The organism is Achromobacter sp. ACRQX, assembly GCF_022346505.1.
Taxonomy (GTDB): Bacteria; Pseudomonadota; Gammaproteobacteria; order Burkholderiales; family Burkholderiaceae_B; genus Achromobacter; species Achromobacter animicus.
This window is the reverse complement of the sequence record NZ_JAKRML010000011.1, coordinates 58,656-74,955: the sequence shown is the minus strand read 5'-3', so window position 1 is coordinate 74,955 and position 16,300 is coordinate 58,656. Positions and strand designations below refer to the sequence as shown.

Annotated in this window: 15 protein-coding genes; 7 read left to right on the top strand and 8 right to left on the bottom strand. The window is 67.2% G+C overall.

Features of this window, described 5'->3' with window-relative positions; genetic code table 11:
* The first annotated feature begins 65 nt into the window (after positions 1-65).
* Both MHZ91_RS12565 and MHZ91_RS12560 read left to right on the top strand, forming a co-directional pair.
* A complete protein-coding gene (locus MHZ91_RS12565) occupies positions 66-881 on the top strand; it encodes a helix-turn-helix domain-containing protein (protein ID WP_239213851.1) in 816 nt (271 codons plus the stop codon).
* 97 nt (positions 882-978) lie between these two features.
* Positions 979-3,597, top strand: coding sequence for a penicillin-binding protein 1A (locus tag MHZ91_RS12560; RefSeq protein ID WP_239213848.1), 2,619 nt, complete (start codon positions 979-981; stop codon positions 3,595-3,597).
* A 56-nt stretch (positions 3,598-3,653) separates the two neighbouring features.
* Here the strand turns inward: MHZ91_RS12560 and MHZ91_RS12555 are convergent, their stop codons facing one another.
* The gene (locus MHZ91_RS12555; protein ID WP_175124049.1) at positions 3,654-4,367 is read right to left on the bottom strand and encodes a metallophosphoesterase; all 714 of its coding nucleotides are present in this window, start codon (positions 4,365-4,367) and stop codon (positions 3,654-3,656) included.
* 191 nt (positions 4,368-4,558) lie between these two features.
* Between MHZ91_RS12555 and MHZ91_RS12550 the strand changes: the two genes are divergently transcribed.
* A complete protein-coding gene (locus MHZ91_RS12550; protein ID WP_239213845.1) occupies positions 4,559-5,731 on the top strand; it encodes a PepSY domain-containing protein in 1,173 nt (390 codons plus the stop codon).
* A complete protein-coding gene (locus tag MHZ91_RS12545) occupies positions 5,728-5,925 on the top strand; it encodes a hypothetical protein (RefSeq protein WP_175124047.1) in 198 nt (65 codons plus the stop codon). The genes MHZ91_RS12550 and MHZ91_RS12545 overlap by 4 nt, the downstream gene beginning before the upstream one ends.
* 168 nt (positions 5,926-6,093) lie before the next feature.
* Here MHZ91_RS12545 and MHZ91_RS12540 read toward each other — a convergent pair whose 3' ends face one another.
* Entirely contained in the window at positions 6,094-6,918 is an 825-nt protein-coding gene (locus tag MHZ91_RS12540) for an aldo/keto reductase (RefSeq protein ID WP_175185026.1), read from the bottom strand.
* A 270-nt stretch (positions 6,919-7,188) separates the two neighbouring features.
* On the opposite strand from MHZ91_RS12540, the gene MHZ91_RS12535 reads away from it, so the two are divergent.
* Together MHZ91_RS12535 and MHZ91_RS12530 are read left to right on the top strand one after the other, a co-directional pair.
* Positions 7,189-8,994, top strand: a complete 1,806-nt coding sequence (locus MHZ91_RS12535; protein WP_218343363.1) for an ABC transporter ATP-binding protein/permease — start codon at positions 7,189-7,191, stop codon at positions 8,992-8,994.
* A 51-nt stretch (positions 8,995-9,045) separates the two neighbouring features.
* On the top strand, positions 9,046-9,432 hold the full coding sequence (locus MHZ91_RS12530) for a Rieske 2Fe-2S domain-containing protein (RefSeq protein WP_175124044.1): 387 nt from the start codon (positions 9,046-9,048) through the stop codon (positions 9,430-9,432).
* A gap of 78 nt (positions 9,433-9,510) precedes the next feature.
* Here MHZ91_RS12530 and MHZ91_RS12525 read toward each other — a convergent pair whose 3' ends face one another.
* Complete coding sequence (locus tag MHZ91_RS12525) at positions 9,511-10,494, bottom strand: bile acid:sodium symporter family protein (RefSeq protein ID WP_239213842.1); 984 nt, start codon at positions 10,492-10,494, stop codon at positions 9,511-9,513.
* 111 nt (positions 10,495-10,605) lie between these two features.
* Between MHZ91_RS12525 and MHZ91_RS12520 the strand changes: the two genes are divergently transcribed.
* Positions 10,606-11,448, top strand: a complete 843-nt coding sequence (locus MHZ91_RS12520; RefSeq protein ID WP_175124042.1) for a LysR substrate-binding domain-containing protein — start codon at positions 10,606-10,608, stop codon at positions 11,446-11,448.
* Positions 11,449-11,455: 7 nt separating this feature from the next.
* Here MHZ91_RS12520 and MHZ91_RS12515 read toward each other — a convergent pair whose 3' ends face one another.
* Genes MHZ91_RS12515 through MHZ91_RS12495 form a run of 5 tightly spaced genes read right to left on the bottom strand, consistent with a single transcriptional unit; the run spans position 11,456 to position 16,298 of the window.
* Positions 11,456-11,989 (bottom strand): OsmC family protein, encoded by a 534-nt coding sequence (locus MHZ91_RS12515; protein ID WP_239213839.1) that lies wholly within the window; start codon positions 11,987-11,989, stop codon positions 11,456-11,458.
* A 47-nt stretch (positions 11,990-12,036) separates the two neighbouring features.
* Positions 12,037-13,449: a cytochrome c gene (locus MHZ91_RS12510; RefSeq protein ID WP_239213836.1), complete on the bottom strand. Its 1,413-nt coding sequence runs from the start codon at positions 13,447-13,449 to the stop codon at positions 12,037-12,039.
* A 17-nt stretch (positions 13,450-13,466) separates the two neighbouring features.
* The gene (locus tag MHZ91_RS12505; RefSeq protein ID WP_239213833.1) at positions 13,467-14,270 is read right to left on the bottom strand and encodes an ABC transporter ATP-binding protein; all 804 of its coding nucleotides are present in this window, start codon (positions 14,268-14,270) and stop codon (positions 13,467-13,469) included.
* Positions 14,264-15,280 carry an ABC transporter permease gene (locus MHZ91_RS12500; RefSeq protein ID WP_175138528.1) on the bottom strand — a complete coding sequence of 339 codons (1,017 nt, stop codon included), beginning with the start codon at positions 15,278-15,280 and terminating at the stop codon, positions 14,264-14,266. The genes MHZ91_RS12505 and MHZ91_RS12500 overlap by 7 nt, the downstream gene beginning before the upstream one ends.
* The gene (locus MHZ91_RS12495; RefSeq protein ID WP_239213830.1) at positions 15,267-16,298 is read right to left on the bottom strand and encodes an ABC transporter substrate-binding protein; all 1,032 of its coding nucleotides are present in this window, start codon (positions 16,296-16,298) and stop codon (positions 15,267-15,269) included. Before MHZ91_RS12495 ends, MHZ91_RS12500 begins: the two co-directional genes overlap by 14 nt.
* Positions 16,299-16,300: the final 2 nt, after the last annotated feature.

Sequence of the window (16,300 nt, the reverse complement as noted above, 5' to 3'; positions counted from 1 at the left end):
CCAATGGCAGAATAGGCGCCATGCGCTTCCGGGCGCCTCCTCATCCTTTTGTCGGAAGTGACACCATGGTCGTCCGCCCTCCCCCCGATCCCGCCCGCAGCATCAACGCGCAGGACTACCAGCATCGTCCGCGCGTCGTCACGGCGATGGCCAAGGAATTTTCCCCCGGCGCGCAGACCGGTCCCCATACGCATCCGCGCGCCCAGCTCATCTATGCCGTCGAAGGCGTGATGCGCGTCACCACGCCCAGCGGCTTCTGGGCCTTGCCGCCGCTGCGCGCGCTATGGGTGCCGGCGGGCGTGCCGCACGGCGTCGACATGGTTGGCACGGTCTCGATGCGTTCCCTTTACATTCAGGCCGACGCGGCCCGGGACTACTGGCCCGAGTGCCAGGTGATCGAGGTCAGCGGCCTGCTGCGGGAATTGATTCTGGCGTTGACGGCCGAGCCCATCGACTACCCGCTCGGGGGACGGGTCGAGCAGATCGCGGGGTTGATCCTGGCTGAGCTGGCCGCCGCGCGCATCGTGCCCATTCAGATCCCGTGGCCGCGCGACCGGCGCCTGCAAGCCATCTGCGCGGCCATTCTGGACCAGCCCGGCCTGCAACGCGGCATCGAGGACTGGGGAAGCGAAGTCGGCGCCAGTGCGCGCACGCTGATCCGATTGTTTCAATCCGAACTAGGACTGAATTACAGACAGTGGGTGCAGCAGGTGCGGCTGGCTGATGCGGTGTGCCGGCTGTCGATGGGCGTGCCGGTGGCGCGCATTGCGGCGGACCTCGGTTACCGCAGCGCCAGCGCCTTCTCCGCCATGTTTCATCGGGCACTCGGCGCCCCGCCCCAGCGTTATCTGCAATCCGTCCCCGGGGCCTCGCCAACCTGAACTAAAGCTGAATATCCGCTCACATGGGCAGATTTCGTTACCGAAACCTTATTGCGCCCTGGGCGGTCTATAGCGTTCTGCCCTAGAATCGCCTGCAATGAGCAATCCCCAGCAATCCTCCGCCAACCCGGGCGGCAAATCGGGCCTCCCCTGGAAACCTCTCCTGGTCAAAGCGGGCATCGCCGCCGCCGGCGCAGCCGTGTGCGGCGCCGTCGTGCTTGGCCTCGCACTGGCCCTGGCGTGGCCCAGCCTGCCCGACCTGCACGCGATGACCGATTACCGGCCACGCGTGCCCCTGCGCATCTACACCGCGGACAAGGTGCTCATCGGCGAATACGGCGAAGAGCACCGCAACGTGCTGCGTTTCGACGAAATCCCTCCGGTAATGCGGCAGGCCGTTCTGGCGGCCGAGGACGACCGTTTCTACAGCCACGGCGGCGTCGACTGGATGGGCGTCGCGCGCGCCGTGCTGACCAACATCGTCAAGGGTTCCAAGTCCCAGGGCGGCAGCACGATCACCATGCAGGTCGCGCGCAATTTCTATCTGTCGTCGGAAAAGACGTATTCGCGCAAGTTCTATGAACTGCTGCTGACGTTCAAGATCGAATCCGAGCTCACCAAGGACCAGATCCTCGAGCTCTACATGAACCAGATCTACCTGGGCCATCGCGCCTATGGTTTCGCCGCCGCCTCGCGCACGTATCTGGGCAAGCCGCTGTCCGAAGTCACGCCCGCCGAAGCCGCCATGCTGGCCGGCATTCCGAAGGCGCCCTCGCGTTTCAATCCGATCACCAATTACCCGCGCGCCGAGATCCGCCAGCATTACGTGCTGGGCCGCATGAAGACGCTGGGCTACCTGACGCCGGAGCAGACCGACGAAGCCCTGCAACAGCGCATCACGATCCGCGGCGCGGACGGCAGCAGCACGCGCGGCTTTGCGGTGCACGGCGACTATCCGGCAGAACTGGCCCGCCAGCTGATGTATGGCGTGTTCCAGGAGAACACCTACTCGTCGGGCATCGACGTCTACACCACGATCGATTCCAAGGCGCAGGAAGCGGCTTACCGCGCCGTGCGCGACGGCATCATCGACTACACCCGCCGCGCCGTCTACCCGGGCCCGGAAGACCAGGTCGAACTGCCCGACGGTGTGGAACAGGACCCCCAGGCGCTCGACGAAATCCTGGACGGCGTGCAGGAAAAGTCGCCCGACAGCGAAGACCTGCTTGCCGCCGTCGTGCTGGCCGCCAGCCCCACCGAAGTCACCGTGGCGCGCAGCGGCCGCGACATCATCACCATTTCGGACAAGAAGGCCCTGGCGGTCGTCGCCCGCGCGCTCAATCCCAAGGCCAGCGACACCCAGCGCATCCGGCGCGGTTCGGTGGTCTACATCCACAAGAACGGCGACAACTGGGAAATCATCAACATGCCGGCGCTGCAGGCTGCGCTGGTGTCGATGGTGCCGCAGGATGGCGCCATCCGCGCCATGATCGGCGGCTTCGACTTCAACCGCGGCCACTTCAACCGCGTCACGCAGGCATGGCGCCAGCCGGGCTCGAACATCAAGCCGTTCGTCTATGCGGCTGCGCTGGAACGGGGCCTGACGCCCGCCACGCAGATCTCCGATCAGCCCTTCATGCTGACGGCCGAACAGACCGGTTCCAAGGCCTGGCAGCCCAAGAACGACGGCAACAAGTACGAACCCATGCTGACCCTGCGCCAGGGGTTGATGCGCTCCAAGAACATGGTGTCGATCCGCATCCTGCAGGCGATTTCACCGCAGTACGCACAGGACTACCTGACGCGCTTCGGCTTCGATAAATCACGCTGGCCGGCCGTGTTGCCGCTTGCGCTGGGCGCGGGTGGCGCCACGCCGCTGCAGGTCGTCAATGGCTACAGCGTGTTTGCCAACGGCGGCTACCGCGTCACGCCCTACCTCATCGACCACGTCACGGACCGTTCCGGCAACGTGCTGATGAAGACGCAGCCCGTCGTGGCCGGCGACGCGCAGGCGCGCGCCATCGACCCGCGCACCGCCTGGGTCATGGACGACATCCTGCGCGATGTCACGGTCAACGGCACCGCCGCCCGTGCGCATCAGGTGCTCAAGCGCAACGACATCGGCGGCAAGACCGGCACCACGAACGACGCCGTCGACGTCTGGTTCTCGGGCTTCACGCAGACGCTGGCCACCACCGTCTGGATGGGCTTTGACCAGCCCAAGTCGCTCGGCACCAACGAGTTCGGCAGCGGCCTGGCGCTCTCCACCTGGCTGGACTACATGCAGCCCGTCCTGAAGGACGTGCCGCAAGCCAAGCCGGCGCCGCGACCCGACGGCCTGCTGGTGGACAACGGCGAATACTATTTCTCCGAATTCCCGCCGGGCCAGGCGGTGGCCTCGCTGGACCTGTCTTCCGGCGACGCGCTGACCGACTTCCTGAACAACAACCGCTCGACCGACGGCGTCGACACCTCGGTCAAGCCGCTGCCTCCCGGCGGCGCCGCGGCTCCCGATGGCAGTCCGATCCAGCCGCCGCTGATGCCGATCCCCGTGCCCCGTGCGGACGCCGCCCCCGTTTCGCAGGCGCAGGCCATGCCCGCTGCGGGCGGCGTGCAGACGCCAGCCGTCCCTGCCGCAGCCGCGCCAGCCGATTCGGCCGGCGTAAGCGCCAGCGCCGTGACCGCCCCCGGCGCTGTGACCGCCCGGCCGCTGTAAAAGCTGCGCATCTCGCAAAAACGGGCGCCTCGGCGCCCGTTTTGCTTTGTTCCGTCCTACTCGGCGGCCGCGGCCTCGGTCACGACCTCGCGGGGCCACGCCTGCAGGGATTCAAGATTCAGGAACGTGAAATAGCCGCCGTTCCAGCCTTCGGTATCGATGTGATACACGTTGCCCAGCGCGAGCGGCGACGCCACCGGGGTGTGCCCCGCCACCACCGCCCGCACGCCCAGAATGCCGGTTCGGTCCATCTGGCGCAGACGGTCGCGCGACCACTGGCACGCCGCGCTGGTGCGCTTGTAGCGGTCCTGCAACGCGGACTCCAGCCGGGGCCAGAACAACACCGGGCAGTCGGCATGCAGCAGTCCGACCGCGCCCGACGACGTTTCCACTTCGATGGCAATCGGCAGCTGGGTAAAGGCTTCGGCAAACACCTGCTGCCGCTCGGCGGGCAGATCCAGAAACCAGCCACCGCCATAACCGCGCCAGTTCGTCACATCCACCTTGCCGGTGCGCACGTGCCGAATCGCGTAGTCCTCGTGATTGCCTTGCACCGCGTAGAACCAGGGCTTGGCCAGCCAGTCCAGCGCAGCCTCGTTCTCGGGTCCACGGTCAACCAGATCGCCCACGGAAAAAAGCCGGTCGCGGGTGGGGTCGAACCCCAATTCATCCAGCGCCTGTTGCAGGCGCGAAAAATGTCCATGCACATCGCCTACCGCAAAATCGCGGCCGGATTCGTTGCGCGGAACCTTGAGAAAACGCTGCTCCATGATGATTCGGGAATACCGCAAGGAAAAATCTGACCCTTCTTTTTAACCCGCTTTGGTCCGTCCCCACGGCCAGCCTCGTTACCGAAAGGGTCAAATAGCGTTACGAGAATCGAACTTGTTCGTGATAATGTTTTCTCCTTTCCCGTACTGCCCTGAAAAGGAGTGGCGCCAAGCCGCTTCCCGCCGTCGCCATGACCGCCGCGTCCACCATCAAAACCTGGTATCTCGTCCACAAGTGGACCAGCCTGGTTTGCACGATCTTCCTGCTCATCATCTGTCTGACCGGTTTGCCGCTCGTGTTTCATCACGAGATCGAGCATTGGCTCGACGACGGCAAGCCCTTGTCTGCGGTGCCTGCGGACACCCCGCCCGCCAACCTCGACAAGCTCGTGGCCAACGCGCGAGCCATGTACCCGAACGAAGTCGTCGACTACCTGTCGTTCGACCCGGACGAGCCGCAGGTCTTCGTCGGCATGGCGAAGATGCCCGGCGACGGACTGGCCTCGGGCCACGCGATCCGCATGGATGCCCGCACGGGCGATGTGCTGCTCGATGGCCCGCTTTATACCGAAGACAAGTTTTCGTTCATGGGCATCATGCTGGCGCTGCACGTGGACCTGTTCGCGGGCCTGACCGGCGAGCTGTTCCTGGGATTCATGGGCCTGCTGTTCTGCGTGGCCATCGTGTCCGGCGTCGTGCTGTACGGCCCCTTCATGAAGAAGCTGGAATTCGGCACCGTGCGCGCCACGCGCTCGACGCGCCTGAAATGGCTGGACCTGCACAACCTGCTGGGCATCGTGACGCTGGTGTGGGCGCTGGTGGTGGGCTTGACCGGCGTCATCAACGAACTGTCCACGCCGCTCTTCCGTCTGTGGCAATCCACCGAACTGCCGCGCGTGCTGGAACCCTACAAGGGTCAGCCCATCCCCACGCAGCTCGCGTCGGCGCAGTTGGTGGCCGACACCGCGCGCAAGGCCATGCCGGGTAATGAAGTGTCGTTCATCTCCTTCCCCGGCAACGCCTTCGGCAGCCCGCAGCACTTCATTGCGTGGATGCGTGGCGACTCGCCCCTGACGTCCAAGCTGAACACGCCCGTGCTGATCGACGGGCGGACCGGTGCGCTGACGACCGTGGCGAAAATGCCGTGGTATCTGACCGCGCTGGAAGTTTCGCGGCCGCTGCACTTCGGCGACTACGGCGGCCTGCCACTCAAGATCATCTGGGCGCTGCTGGATATCGTCACCATCGTCGTGCTGGTGAGCGGACTGTACCTGTGGCTGGCCCGGCGCCGCGCCACCGAAGCGCGCATCAACGAACTCATCAAGAAACACCAGGCTGCCACCCCGCAAAGGACGCCCGCATGAGCCGCTCAACGAGTAAAGGCAGCCGGGGCTTCCTGTTCGTGTGGGGCGTGCCGATCCTGCTGGGCGTGCTCAGCATCTTTGGCTTGCTGGCGGCCCTGCTGGGCACCGGCGCCTGGCATTGGGCGTCCTGGACCGCGCTGAGCATCCTGCTCGTGGTCATCGTGCGGTACTGGGTGTTCCCGCTCAAGCACTAGCCGAACAGGTTGGGCGGACGGCAGTCGCGCAGACCGTCGCCCGGCCGATGGCGGCCCCGTCTATCGCGGCTCGGCCAATGACGGCCCCGCCGATCAAGGCCGGACAGTTACCCCGGCCGGCTGCGCGGTCCCGCTCGCCGCGCGCCACCCGCCGGGGCTGCGTCTCCCCTACGCGAACTTCTCGGGATCCGGGCCCAGGCGCGGACCTTCCTTGATGCCGTCGATGGCCGCCATGTCCGCCGCCGACAGCTCGAAGTCGAACACGTCGATGTTCTCGCGGATGCGCGCCGGCGTGACGGACTTCGGTATCACGACCAGGTTGTGCTGAAGATGCCAGCGCAGCGTCACCTGCGCGGGCGACTTGCCGTGCTTTTGCGCCAGGTCCAGGATCACCTTTTCCTTCGTGATGTTGCCTTGTGCCAGCGGACTCCAGGACTCGGTCACGATGCCATGCCGCGCATGAAAGGCCCGCAGCGCATTCTGCGTGAACCCCGGATGCAGCTCGATCTGGTTGACGGCGGGGGTGACGCCGGACGCGTCGATCAGGCGTTCCAGATTGGCTTGCGTGAAGTTCGACACGCCGATCGCGCGCGCGCGGCCGTCTTCCTTCATCTCGATCATGGCGCGCCAGGCGTCCAGGAACTTCTCGCTGCCCGCGACCGGCCAGTGGATGAGGTACAGGTCCACGTACGCCAGCCCCAGCTTCTCCAGGCTTTCGTCCATCGCCTTGTGCGCGTCGTCGTAGCCGTGCTTGTCGTTCCAGAGCTTGGTGGTGATGAACAGGTCCTTGCGCGCCACGCCGGCCGACCGCAGGCCCGCGCCCACGCCTGCCTCGTTGCCGTAGATCGCCGCCGTGTCCACCGACCGGTAACCTGCCGCCAGCGCTTCCTTCACGCTGGAGGCTGCCTGATCGTCCGGCACCTGCCAGACTCCCAAGCCCAACTGCGGAATCTTGCCTCCGTCGTTCAATTTCACTGCGGGTACCTTCGCCATAAGACCCTCCGTAGCAAGCGACGCGACCCAGGCGCGGCGAAAACGCGCCCGGTCGCGCAACCAGGGGAGCAGCCGGCCGGACCCCCGGTTGGAAGAGAAAGAAACGGGCCCGACGTGCTGCGCCCGTGTCGCAATACAGCCTTCAATCCCCCGATGCTGGTGCTTCCGTACCAGGGGTTATCCCTCAAATAGTACCGCTGGTGCCTCATAATGCCCTGCAAACGGCCTAACTCCCCGGTCGGAGGCGGCCCCAAACCCAGCATCCCGATCATGAATTCTCCTGAAACGCGGCCCGGCAAGGGCGGCGGACTTGCCACGCTTCGCACGCTGTTTCCCTACCTGTGGCCGCCCGGCAAGACCGGCCTGAAGGTCCGCGTCGTGGCGGCGCTGCTGTGCCTGTTCGCCGCCAAGGCCGCAACCGTCTACGTGCCGCTGCTGTACAAGCAGGCGGTCGACGAACTGGGCAAGGGCGCGCCCGGCACGGTGACGGTGCCGCTCGGCCTGATCCTCGCCTACGGCACCGCCCGCGTGCTGTCGCTGCTGTTCTCGGAACTGCGCGATGCCATCTTCGCGCGCGTCGGCCAACATGCGATCCGCTCGGTCGGCCTGCAGATCTTCCGCCACCTGCACGGTCTGGCGCTGCGCTTTCACCTGGCGCGTCAGACCGGCGGGCTGAACCGCGCCATCGAACGCGGCACCAAGGGCATCCAGACACTGCTGTCGTTCCTGCTGTTCAACATCCTGCCCACGTTCTTCGAGATCAGCCTGGTCTGCATCGTGCTGTGGAAGATGTTCGACGGCTGGCTGGCGCTGGCCACTGGCGCCACCGTCGTGCTGTACATGGCCTACACGCTTGCCGTGACGGAATGGCGCGCCAAGTTCCGGCGCCAGATGAACGAAACCGACTCCGAGGCCAACACCAAGGCCATCGAGAGCCTGCTGAACTACGAGACCGTCAAGTATTTCGGCAACGAAGAACACGAGGCCCGGCGCTACGACGCCTCGCTCACCCGCTACGAACGCGCCGCCGTGCGCAGCCAGGTCAGCCTGTCGATCCTGAACGTCGGCCAGGCCCTCATCATTTCCACGGGACTGACGCTGGTGATGTGGATGGCGGCCAACGGCATCGCCGAGGGCCGCTACACGCTGGGCGATTTCGTGCTGGTCAACACGTATCTCTTGCAGCTCTACACGCCGCTCAGCTTCTTCGGCTTCATCTACCGCGAGATCAAGCAGGCGCTGATCGACATGGAGCGCATGTTCGAGCTGCTGGGCCAGGATCGCGAAGTGGCGGACCGTCCCGGCGCCGCGCCGCTGCAGGTATCGGGCGGCGCGGTGGAGTTCCGCGACGTGCACTTCGGCTATGACCCGCGCCGCGCCATCCTGAAAGGTGTCAGCTTCTCGATTCCCGCCGGCAAGACGGTGGCCGTGGTGGGCACCTCCGGCGCAGGAAAATCCACCATCGCGCGGCTGCTGTTCCGCTTTTATGACACCGACAGCGGCGCCATCCTGATCGACGGCCAGGACGTGCGCGACGTCACGCAGGCCAGCGTGCGCGCGGCCATCGGCGTGGTGCCGCAGGACACGGTGCTGTTCAACGACACCATCCGCTACAACATCGGCTACGGCCGGCCGGGCGCCACGGACGCTGAAATCGAGGCCGCCGCGCGCCTTGCTCACATCCACGACCTGATCCTGACCATGCCGGACGGCTACGGCACGATGGTGGGCGAACGCGGCCTGAAGCTGTCGGGCGGCGAAAAGCAGCGCGTGGCGATTGCCCGCACCATCCTCAAGAATCCGGCCATATTCCTGTTCGACGAGGCCACCAGCGCGCTGGACACCCACACGGAACGCGAGATCCAGGCCAACCTGCGCGAAGTCAGCCAGGGCCGTAGTACGCTGATCATCGCGCACCGCCTGTCCACGGTGGCGGACGCGGACGAGATCATCGTGCTGGCCGATGGCCGCATCGTCGAACGCGGCCGCCATCCGCAGTTGCTGGCCCAGGCCGGCATCTACGCCGGCATGTGGGCCCGCCAGCAGGAAAGCGCCCGGGCGGCGCCGGCGGATTGACAAGCCGCGCCCCCTGTCCGAACATCGCACCCTTTGATTGCCAGGCCTCCCATGCAGGATTCCCCCACCCTCCCTGAAGTCCGCGTCTGCGCCGCCGGCGATCTGGTCAACGGCGGCCTCGGCGTGAAGGTGCCCGTGACCGATGGCGCGGGCCGCACCACCGCCTTCTTCGTGCGCTACCAGGACCGGGTGCATGGCTACCTGAACCGCTGCGCCCACGTCGGCGTCGAACTGGACTGGGAAGGCAGCTTCTTCACCCGCGCCGGCGACCTCATCATGTGCGCCCGCCACGGCGCCACCTACCAGCCGGACACGGGCCTGTGCGTGGGCGGCCCCTGTCGAAATGGCCGCCTGACCGCGCTGGACGTGTCCGAGCGCGACGGCAGCGTCTACTGGCAGCCGGCGGGCAAGATCCTTCCTGCGGACGCGGCCGCCTGATCGATTTCGGGGCGGCGCAATGGTTCGGAATCGCGCCCGGCTTTTCGCCCGGGATTGCGCCCCGATTTGCGCCCAGCTTTACGCCCGCGCCGCCACCGCCTGCACCGGCTCCGCCCGCTCGGCATAACGCCGCGCCAGCACCGCGCAGACCATGAGCTGCATCTGGTGAAAGATCATCAGCGGCAACACCACCACGCCCATCTGCGACGTGCCGAACAGCACGGTCGCAAGCGGAATTCCGGACGCCAGCGACTTCTTCGATCCGCAGAACACCAGCGTGATCTCGTTCTCCTTGCTCAGCCCCAGCTTGCGGCTGCCCCACGTCGTGATCAACAGCACGGATCCCAGCAACAAGGCATTCACCAGCACCATCGTGGCAAGGTCGATGGCCGGGAAAGCATGCCAGATGCCCTGGGCGACCGCTTCGCTGAACGCGGTATAGACCGCCAGCAGGATCGAGCTGCGATCCACCTTGGACAGCGTGCGGCTATTACGCAGCGCCCACGCCCCGATCCACGGCCGCAGCAGGCTGCCCACCGCGAACGGCAGCAGCAGCTGCAGCAGGATGCGGCCAGCGTCGGCCAGGCCATGCCCGCCGCCCTGCCGATGCAGCAGCACCGCCACCAGCAGCGGCGTCAGCACGGTGCCCAGCAGATTGGAGGCCGTCGCCGCGCAGATCGCACCCGGTACGTTGCCGCGCGCCATCGACGTGAAGGCAATCGACGACTGCACCGTGGACGACAGCGTGCAGACGAACAGTACGCCGATCCACAGCGACGGCGTCAGCAACCCGGGAAACAACGCGCGCAGGCCCAGACCCAGCGCGGGAAACAGCAAGAAGGTGCAGGCCAGGATCAGCCCATGCAGGCGCACGTCCTTCACGCCGGACACGATGGCATCCGTGGACAGCCGCGCGCCATGCAGGAAGAACAGCAGCGAGATCGCCACGTTGCTCGCCACCATCATGAACGTCGCGCCCTTGCCCACGGCCGGGAAGAAGCTGGCGAACGCCACCGTGGCGATCAGGATGAGGGTGAATTGGTCTGGCAGGAAGCGGCGCATGGCAAAGGCGTGTTCAGAAAGTTGCGCCCACTATAGGCGCGGCCCTTGCCATCGTGAAGGCCACTGGGTACTTTAACTGTCATTTGAAATCCCTATGACCGCATCCCGCCCATGCTGAACCCGCTCTGGCTCAAGACCTTCGCCGCCGCCGCAGGCGCGCCCAGCTTCACCGAAGCCGCGCGCCGGCTGGGCCTGACCCAGCCCACCGTCAGCGAGCACATCCGCCAACTCGAACAGGCCGTGAATCGCCGCCTGTTCCAGCGCGACACCCACTCACTCGCACTGACCAGCGACGGCCGCAGCCTGCTCGTGCATGCCGAGATCATCCTGGCCGCGCATGAAAAGGCCGAGCGCCTCTTCGATGCGCCCCGCCTGCGCGGACGGATCCGGCTGGGCACTTCCGACGATCTGGCGATGGGTCCCCTGCCCGATGTGCTGGCGGCGTTTCGCCTGGCGCATCCCGAAGTCGAGCTGGACCTGACCATCGGTGTCACCACCGACCTCTACAAGCTGCTGGACGACAACCGCCTGGACGTGATGATCGGCAAGCGCAGGCGCGGCGACCGGCGCGGCCAGACGTTGCACAAGGAGGCGCTGCTGTGGCGCGCGAAGGAAGGTCTGCGCGTGGATCCCGACGAGCCCCTTCCGTTGATCCTGTTGCGCGAGCCCAGCGTGACGCGCACGCTGGCGCTTGACGCGTTGGCCCGCGCAGGCCGGAGCTGGCAGATCGTCTGCACCAGCACCAGTTACGCGGGCTGCCAGGCAGCAGCCCGCGCGGGACTGGGCATCACCGTGCAGCCCTCGCACCTGTCCACCGCAGGCCTGTCGGCGCCCGCGGGCGCCGCCAACCTGCCCACGCTGCCGCCCGTGGAATTCATCGTCATCTCAGCCCCGTCGCCCGGCAAACCCACGCGCGCGCTGACCGAGATCCTGATGCGCAGCACCCTGACCTGACCGACCCTTATTGCGGTGCCGACCGCGTGTGCTCGACGCTGCCGTGCAGCGCCTGCGGCTGCTTGAGCAGGTTCAGGATCGGGCACCACGCCTCCACCGCCTCGTGCACGGCGCGAACCGCGTGCTCGTCCGCCGGCGACACGATGTGCGCGGTATAGCGGATGTTGTGCGGAAAAAATGGCACCGCTTCATAGCCCGGCTTGCCGCCGCGCGGGTCCAGGTCGCCTTCAATCGTCACCTCCAGCGATTCCAGCGGCAGTTCCAGCTCCGCCGCCTTGATGAGAAAGATGTGGGTCAGGCAACTGCCCAGCGACCCCAGCAGCAGCTCGGGCGAACTCGGCCCCAGGTCGTAGCCCGCAAAATCGGCCGGGCTGTCGCTCACCACCTGATGATCGCGAATGCGGATGCGCCGCACGCCGCTGCGCCCTTCCGCGCTGACGTGTGCACGCAGCTTCACCGGCTCGACGGTCTTCGGGTCGCGCCCGTTGCGCAGCAATACGGCGGCGCGCTTCTGGTCCAGATACTCGTTCAACGTACTCATCTTGCAGACCTCGCTTGGAAGAAAAACGTGCGAAGGACGCGCGGCATTCAGTTGCGCCGCAGGTCGGTCATGGCAATGGGTGCACGGTCCATCGCCAGCAGAATCTCGCCCAGGCCGCGCGCGTTGCTGGCCTCCATGCGCCCGCCCGGCCCGCAGACGTCGTCGGCGCTGGTCCACGCCGGCGCGGCATGCGGCAGCAGGCGCGCCCGCAGCCAGCCGCGGCGGTCCACCAGGAACTGCGCGCCCGCCAGGTCGTCCGGCGGCACGCCGGCGGCCAAGGCATAGGCGTCCCACGCCGCGGGATCCGCCGCCACGCAATCGGCATCCGATGCGCCCGCACGGCCGCGCGTCAGCGCCACCGTCAACAGGCGCGGATCCTGCGGTTCAGCCGGCGCGCCTGCCGCGTGCGCCACGACGCGCACGGGCAATCCGCGCAGGCCGGTGAGCCGGCTCGCGCGGCCATCCCTGCAGGTCAGCGCCACCCCTGGCGCGGGGATTGCCGGCATGCCTGCCCCGCCGCTCGTCCCGTAGGCGTGCAGGCGCAGGAAGTCCAGCACCTGCCATATCTCGTCCGGCCGCAGCGCGGCGTCCGGGCCAGGCATGGTGCGTCCGGCGGACGCGTGTCCGCCGTGGGCCAGCCGCCAATACAGCTCGCCTTCCAGCCGGTTGTCGAACAGCGCGGCGCCCAGAACGCTCGGCCACACCGGCAGACCGGCCGCCAGCGGCCCACGTCCGTCCGCCGCCGCGCCGTGGCACGACGCGCAATGCTGCGCATACAGCCGGCCGCCTTGCAGCACGTTCGTGTCCGAAAACGCCAGCGGCGAACGTTGATAAGAAGTGTCCCGCGCCTCGGTCAGCAGCAGGCGCGGCTGGGGCCAGCTCGTCGCCAGCACCAGCGCAGCGGCAACCGCCAGCAGCGCAAGCCGCCATCGCCGCACAAACACGGCGGCCACCAATAGACCCAATGCCACCGCACTCTGCGCCAGCGCCAGCCACAGCCGGTTCCACGTATACGGACTGACGGGCAGGGCCGGGTCATACCGCCACGCAAACGGCCACGACACCAGCGCCAGCGCGTCCGCAGGCTGGCGCCAGATCGACAGAGCAAGCAGCAAGACCAACAGCCCCAGTGCGCCCAGCGCCGCCGCGACGCCGCGCCGCCACGCCGGTCTGGCGGCGGCTGCCACCTCCCCCGCGCGGCTGTGCAGCCATGCCGCGGCCAGGCTGGCCACGAGCAGGAGGGCCGTCAGCCCCAGCGCCAGATGCCCCACACGAGATCCCAGCAATCCGGGCAGGCCCGGCACCGCTTGCCATGCCAACGCCAGCAGCACGGCGCACGCCGCGAGCGCCCCCGCCGCGACCCACGGCAGGCTTCGTTCCGCACCTCGCCCCGCCGCTCCCGCATTGCCCGCCACCGCCGACCACGCCATCAATGCACCGCCCGCCCCTGCGGCAGCCAAGGCAAGCCCCGCCGCGTTCACCACGTCGCATCCAGCCCCAAGAGCGCCAGCGCGCGATGCCGCAACGCCGCCAACCGCGGATCGCCACGATGGCGCGGGTATGGCAGGTCATTGACGATCTCGTCCTTGATGCGCGCGGGCCGTTCGCTCAGCACCACGATGCGCGACGCCATGAACAAGGCCTCCTCGACGTCGTGCGTGACCAGCAAGGCGGTAAAGCCCGTGCGCTGCCACAGCTCCACCAGCTCCGACTGCATGGCGATGCGCGTCAGCGAGTCCAGCTTGCCCAGAGGCTCGTCCAGGATCAGGATGCGCGGATCGTTGACCAGCGCGCGCGCCAGCGCCGCGCGCTGCGCCATGCCGCCCGAGAGCTGATGCGGATAGGCCTGGCTGAACGCCGTCAGCCCCACGCGTTGCAAGGCATCGTCCACGCGGTGCCGCTGCGTCTTCAACAGGCCCCGCGCCTGCAGCCCCAGCGCCACGTTGTTCCAGACCGTGCGCCACGGGTACAGCGTCGGATCCTGAAAGACAACGATGCGCGACGGCGACGGGCCTTCAATCGCCGCGCCGTCGGCCAGCAGATCGCCTTGCGCGGGCGATTCCAGCCCGGCCACCAGCCGCAGCAGCGTCGACTTGCCGCACCCGCTGGGCCCCAGCAACGCGACGAACTCGCCGGGTTTGACCTCCAGGTCGATGTCGTCAAGGACGGGCAGCGCCGCGCCATCCAGATCGAAATGATGATTCACGCCGCGCACCGCCAGCGCGGCCCCGCGCGCGCCGGCAGATTGGGCGCTGGCGTGCGCCGTTACAGTCGCTACCATTTCACGACTCCCTTCTGCCAGGCCAGCAGACGGTCACGGCCCAGGAACAGCAACGTGATCAGCCCGGAAAACACCAACGCCATCACGATCAGCGCCCCGTACATGTTGGCGTACGAGGCCCAGCCCTGCGCCCACGACAGATACCATCCCAATCCCGATTTCACACCCATCATCTCGGCCGCCACCAGCACCGAGAACGACGCGCCCAGCCCCATGAAGAGGCCCACAAACACCTGCGGCAAGGCGGCCGGAATCGCCACACGCAGCACCAGGAACCATTCATTGGCGCCCATCGTGCGCGCCACATCGTAGTACGCGCGGTTCACGCCCGCCACGCCCGACCACGTCAGCACGGTCACTGGAAACCACGTCGCCAGCGCGATCAGGAACACCGCTGCGGACCAGCTGGAGGGAAAGAAGAAGAACGCCATCGGCAGCAGCGCCGTCGACGGCACGGGTCCCAGAAACCGCAGCACCGGATGCACCCAGTACCCCAGCCCGCGCGACCAGCCGATCGCGACTCCGGTCAGAAACCCGGCCGCCGCGCCCAGCACGAAGCCGTTCGCCAGCAGCCACAGCGAATTGACGAGGCTGTCGGCCAGGCGCTTGTAGTCCGACACATAGACCTCGATTAGCGACTGTGGCGGCGCGAAGAACGGGCTGGGCAGCAGTGCAAGCTTAGCCGTCGCGACCTCCCATGCGCCCACCGCCACCGCCAGCGCCAGCAGCCACGGCCCGGCCCGATGCAGCGCACGGATCGGCCGCAGCCGCTCCGCCCCCGACACAGCCGCCAGCAGCAGCAAGATGGCCAGCGCCAGGGCCGCCACGCCGAACTCGCGCGTGTATCCCCACGACGTGAAGCCGACTTCCACGTTGGGCCACGCGAGCGTGATGCCGCCCACGGCCCCCCACAGCGCCGCGGCGGCCACGCCCGTCTTCCATAGCCGCCAACCAACCGCGCCGGGCGCATGGCCCGCGGCCCCCACCGTCAACGCATCAGCCGAGGACATTGGGCACCACCGCTTGCGCATACTTGTTGATGTCCAGGCTGGCGCTCAGGACCTTGATGGTCTTCAGGTCCTTGGCGTATCCCACGATCTCCTCGCGCAGTGCCGCGCCGGTCGAGGCGTGGCCGTGACTGTGGCTGCGCAGGATCGCGGCCACGCGCTCGGGCGGCACCTTGCCGGGCACGTAGGTTGCAAAGATGCGCGCAGTCTCGTCGGGATTCGACGCCGTCCAGCGCTGCGCATCGATCACCGCACGCGTGATCGCCGCCGCCGACTCGGGATCCTTGCGGACCAGGTCCCCGCGCAGGCCCAGCACGCAGCAGGTGCGGTTCTCGTAATCTCCCTCGATGTTGGTGGCGATCTCGCGCAGCTTATTGTCCTCGCGCAGCGTGTAGATCAGCGGATCATCGCCCGCGATCGCATCGACCTCGCCCTTTCTCAGCACCTCGCCAAACAGGTCCTGCGGATACTGGCGCCAATCCACCGACTCCGGATCAATCCCCAGTTGCGCCACGCGGATCGCAAAGAAATTCTTCACGGGGCTGGCCTGATCGGACACGGCCACGCGGCGTCCCTTCAGATCGTTCACGGACTTGATGGGCGAATCCTCTGCCGTCAGCAACCGCATGCAGCCGCCGTGCGTGCCCACCGCCAGCTTCACGTCAAAGCCCTGCTCCAGCGGCTTGAGCCAGCGCAGCGCCATGCCGATGCCGCCATCGGCGTGACCCGTCGCGATCGCTTCCAGCAACTGGTCCGTGGACCCGCTGAAATTGATGCGTTCGACCTTGAGGTTGTATTTATCGAAGAAGCCGCGCTCCAGCGCCACCGACACCGGCGACTGGCACACCGCGGTCTGGCTCCACGCGATCTTGAACGTGCGCGGCGCGGCATTGGCCGCCAGCACGCGCGAGCCCAGCATGCCCAGCGGCGCGGCCAAGCCCGCAGCACCGGCCGCGCGCAACAGCGCGCGGCGAGAAATCCCGTGCGCCGAAGCGGCGCCCGAATGGACTTTCGTATTCATCA

What these genes read in the sequence shown, in the direction of transcription:
- MHZ91_RS12545 (WP_175124047.1), top strand. Translation starts at nt 5,728, where the DNA reads ATGAGCCGCTCAACGAGTAAAGGCAGCCGGGGCTTCCTGTTCGTGTGG.
- MHZ91_RS12535 (WP_218343363.1), top strand. Translation starts at nt 7,189, where the DNA reads ATGAATTCTCCTGAAACGCGGCCCGGCAAGGGCGGCGGACTTGCCACG.
- MHZ91_RS12500 (WP_175138528.1), bottom strand. Translation starts at nt 15,280, where the DNA reads ATGTCCTCGGCTGATGCGTTGACGGTGGGGGCCGCGGGCCATGCGCCC.
- MHZ91_RS12550 (WP_239213845.1), top strand. Translation starts at nt 4,559, where the DNA reads ATGACCGCCGCGTCCACCATCAAAACCTGGTATCTCGTCCACAAGTGG.
- MHZ91_RS12555 (WP_175124049.1), bottom strand. Translation starts at nt 4,367, where the DNA reads ATGGAGCAGCGTTTTCTCAAGGTTCCGCGCAACGAATCCGGCCGCGAT.
- MHZ91_RS12520 (WP_175124042.1), top strand. Translation starts at nt 10,606, where the DNA reads ATGCTGAACCCGCTCTGGCTCAAGACCTTCGCCGCCGCCGCAGGCGCG.
- MHZ91_RS12565 (WP_239213851.1), top strand. Translation starts at nt 66, where the DNA reads ATGGTCGTCCGCCCTCCCCCCGATCCCGCCCGCAGCATCAACGCGCAG.
- MHZ91_RS12505 (WP_239213833.1), bottom strand. Translation starts at nt 14,270, where the DNA reads ATGGTAGCGACTGTAACGGCGCACGCCAGCGCCCAATCTGCCGGCGCG.
- MHZ91_RS12530 (WP_175124044.1), top strand. Translation starts at nt 9,046, where the DNA reads ATGCAGGATTCCCCCACCCTCCCTGAAGTCCGCGTCTGCGCCGCCGGC.
- MHZ91_RS12495 (WP_239213830.1), bottom strand. Translation starts at nt 16,298, where the DNA reads ATGAATACGAAAGTCCATTCGGGCGCCGCTTCGGCGCACGGGATTTCT.
- MHZ91_RS12540 (WP_175185026.1), bottom strand. Translation starts at nt 6,918, where the DNA reads ATGGCGAAGGTACCCGCAGTGAAATTGAACGACGGAGGCAAGATTCCG.
- MHZ91_RS12515 (WP_239213839.1), bottom strand. Translation starts at nt 11,989, where the DNA reads ATGAGTACGTTGAACGAGTATCTGGACCAGAAGCGCGCCGCCGTATTG.
- MHZ91_RS12525 (WP_239213842.1), bottom strand. Translation starts at nt 10,494, where the DNA reads ATGCGCCGCTTCCTGCCAGACCAATTCACCCTCATCCTGATCGCCACG.
- MHZ91_RS12560 (WP_239213848.1), top strand. Translation starts at nt 979, where the DNA reads ATGAGCAATCCCCAGCAATCCTCCGCCAACCCGGGCGGCAAATCGGGC.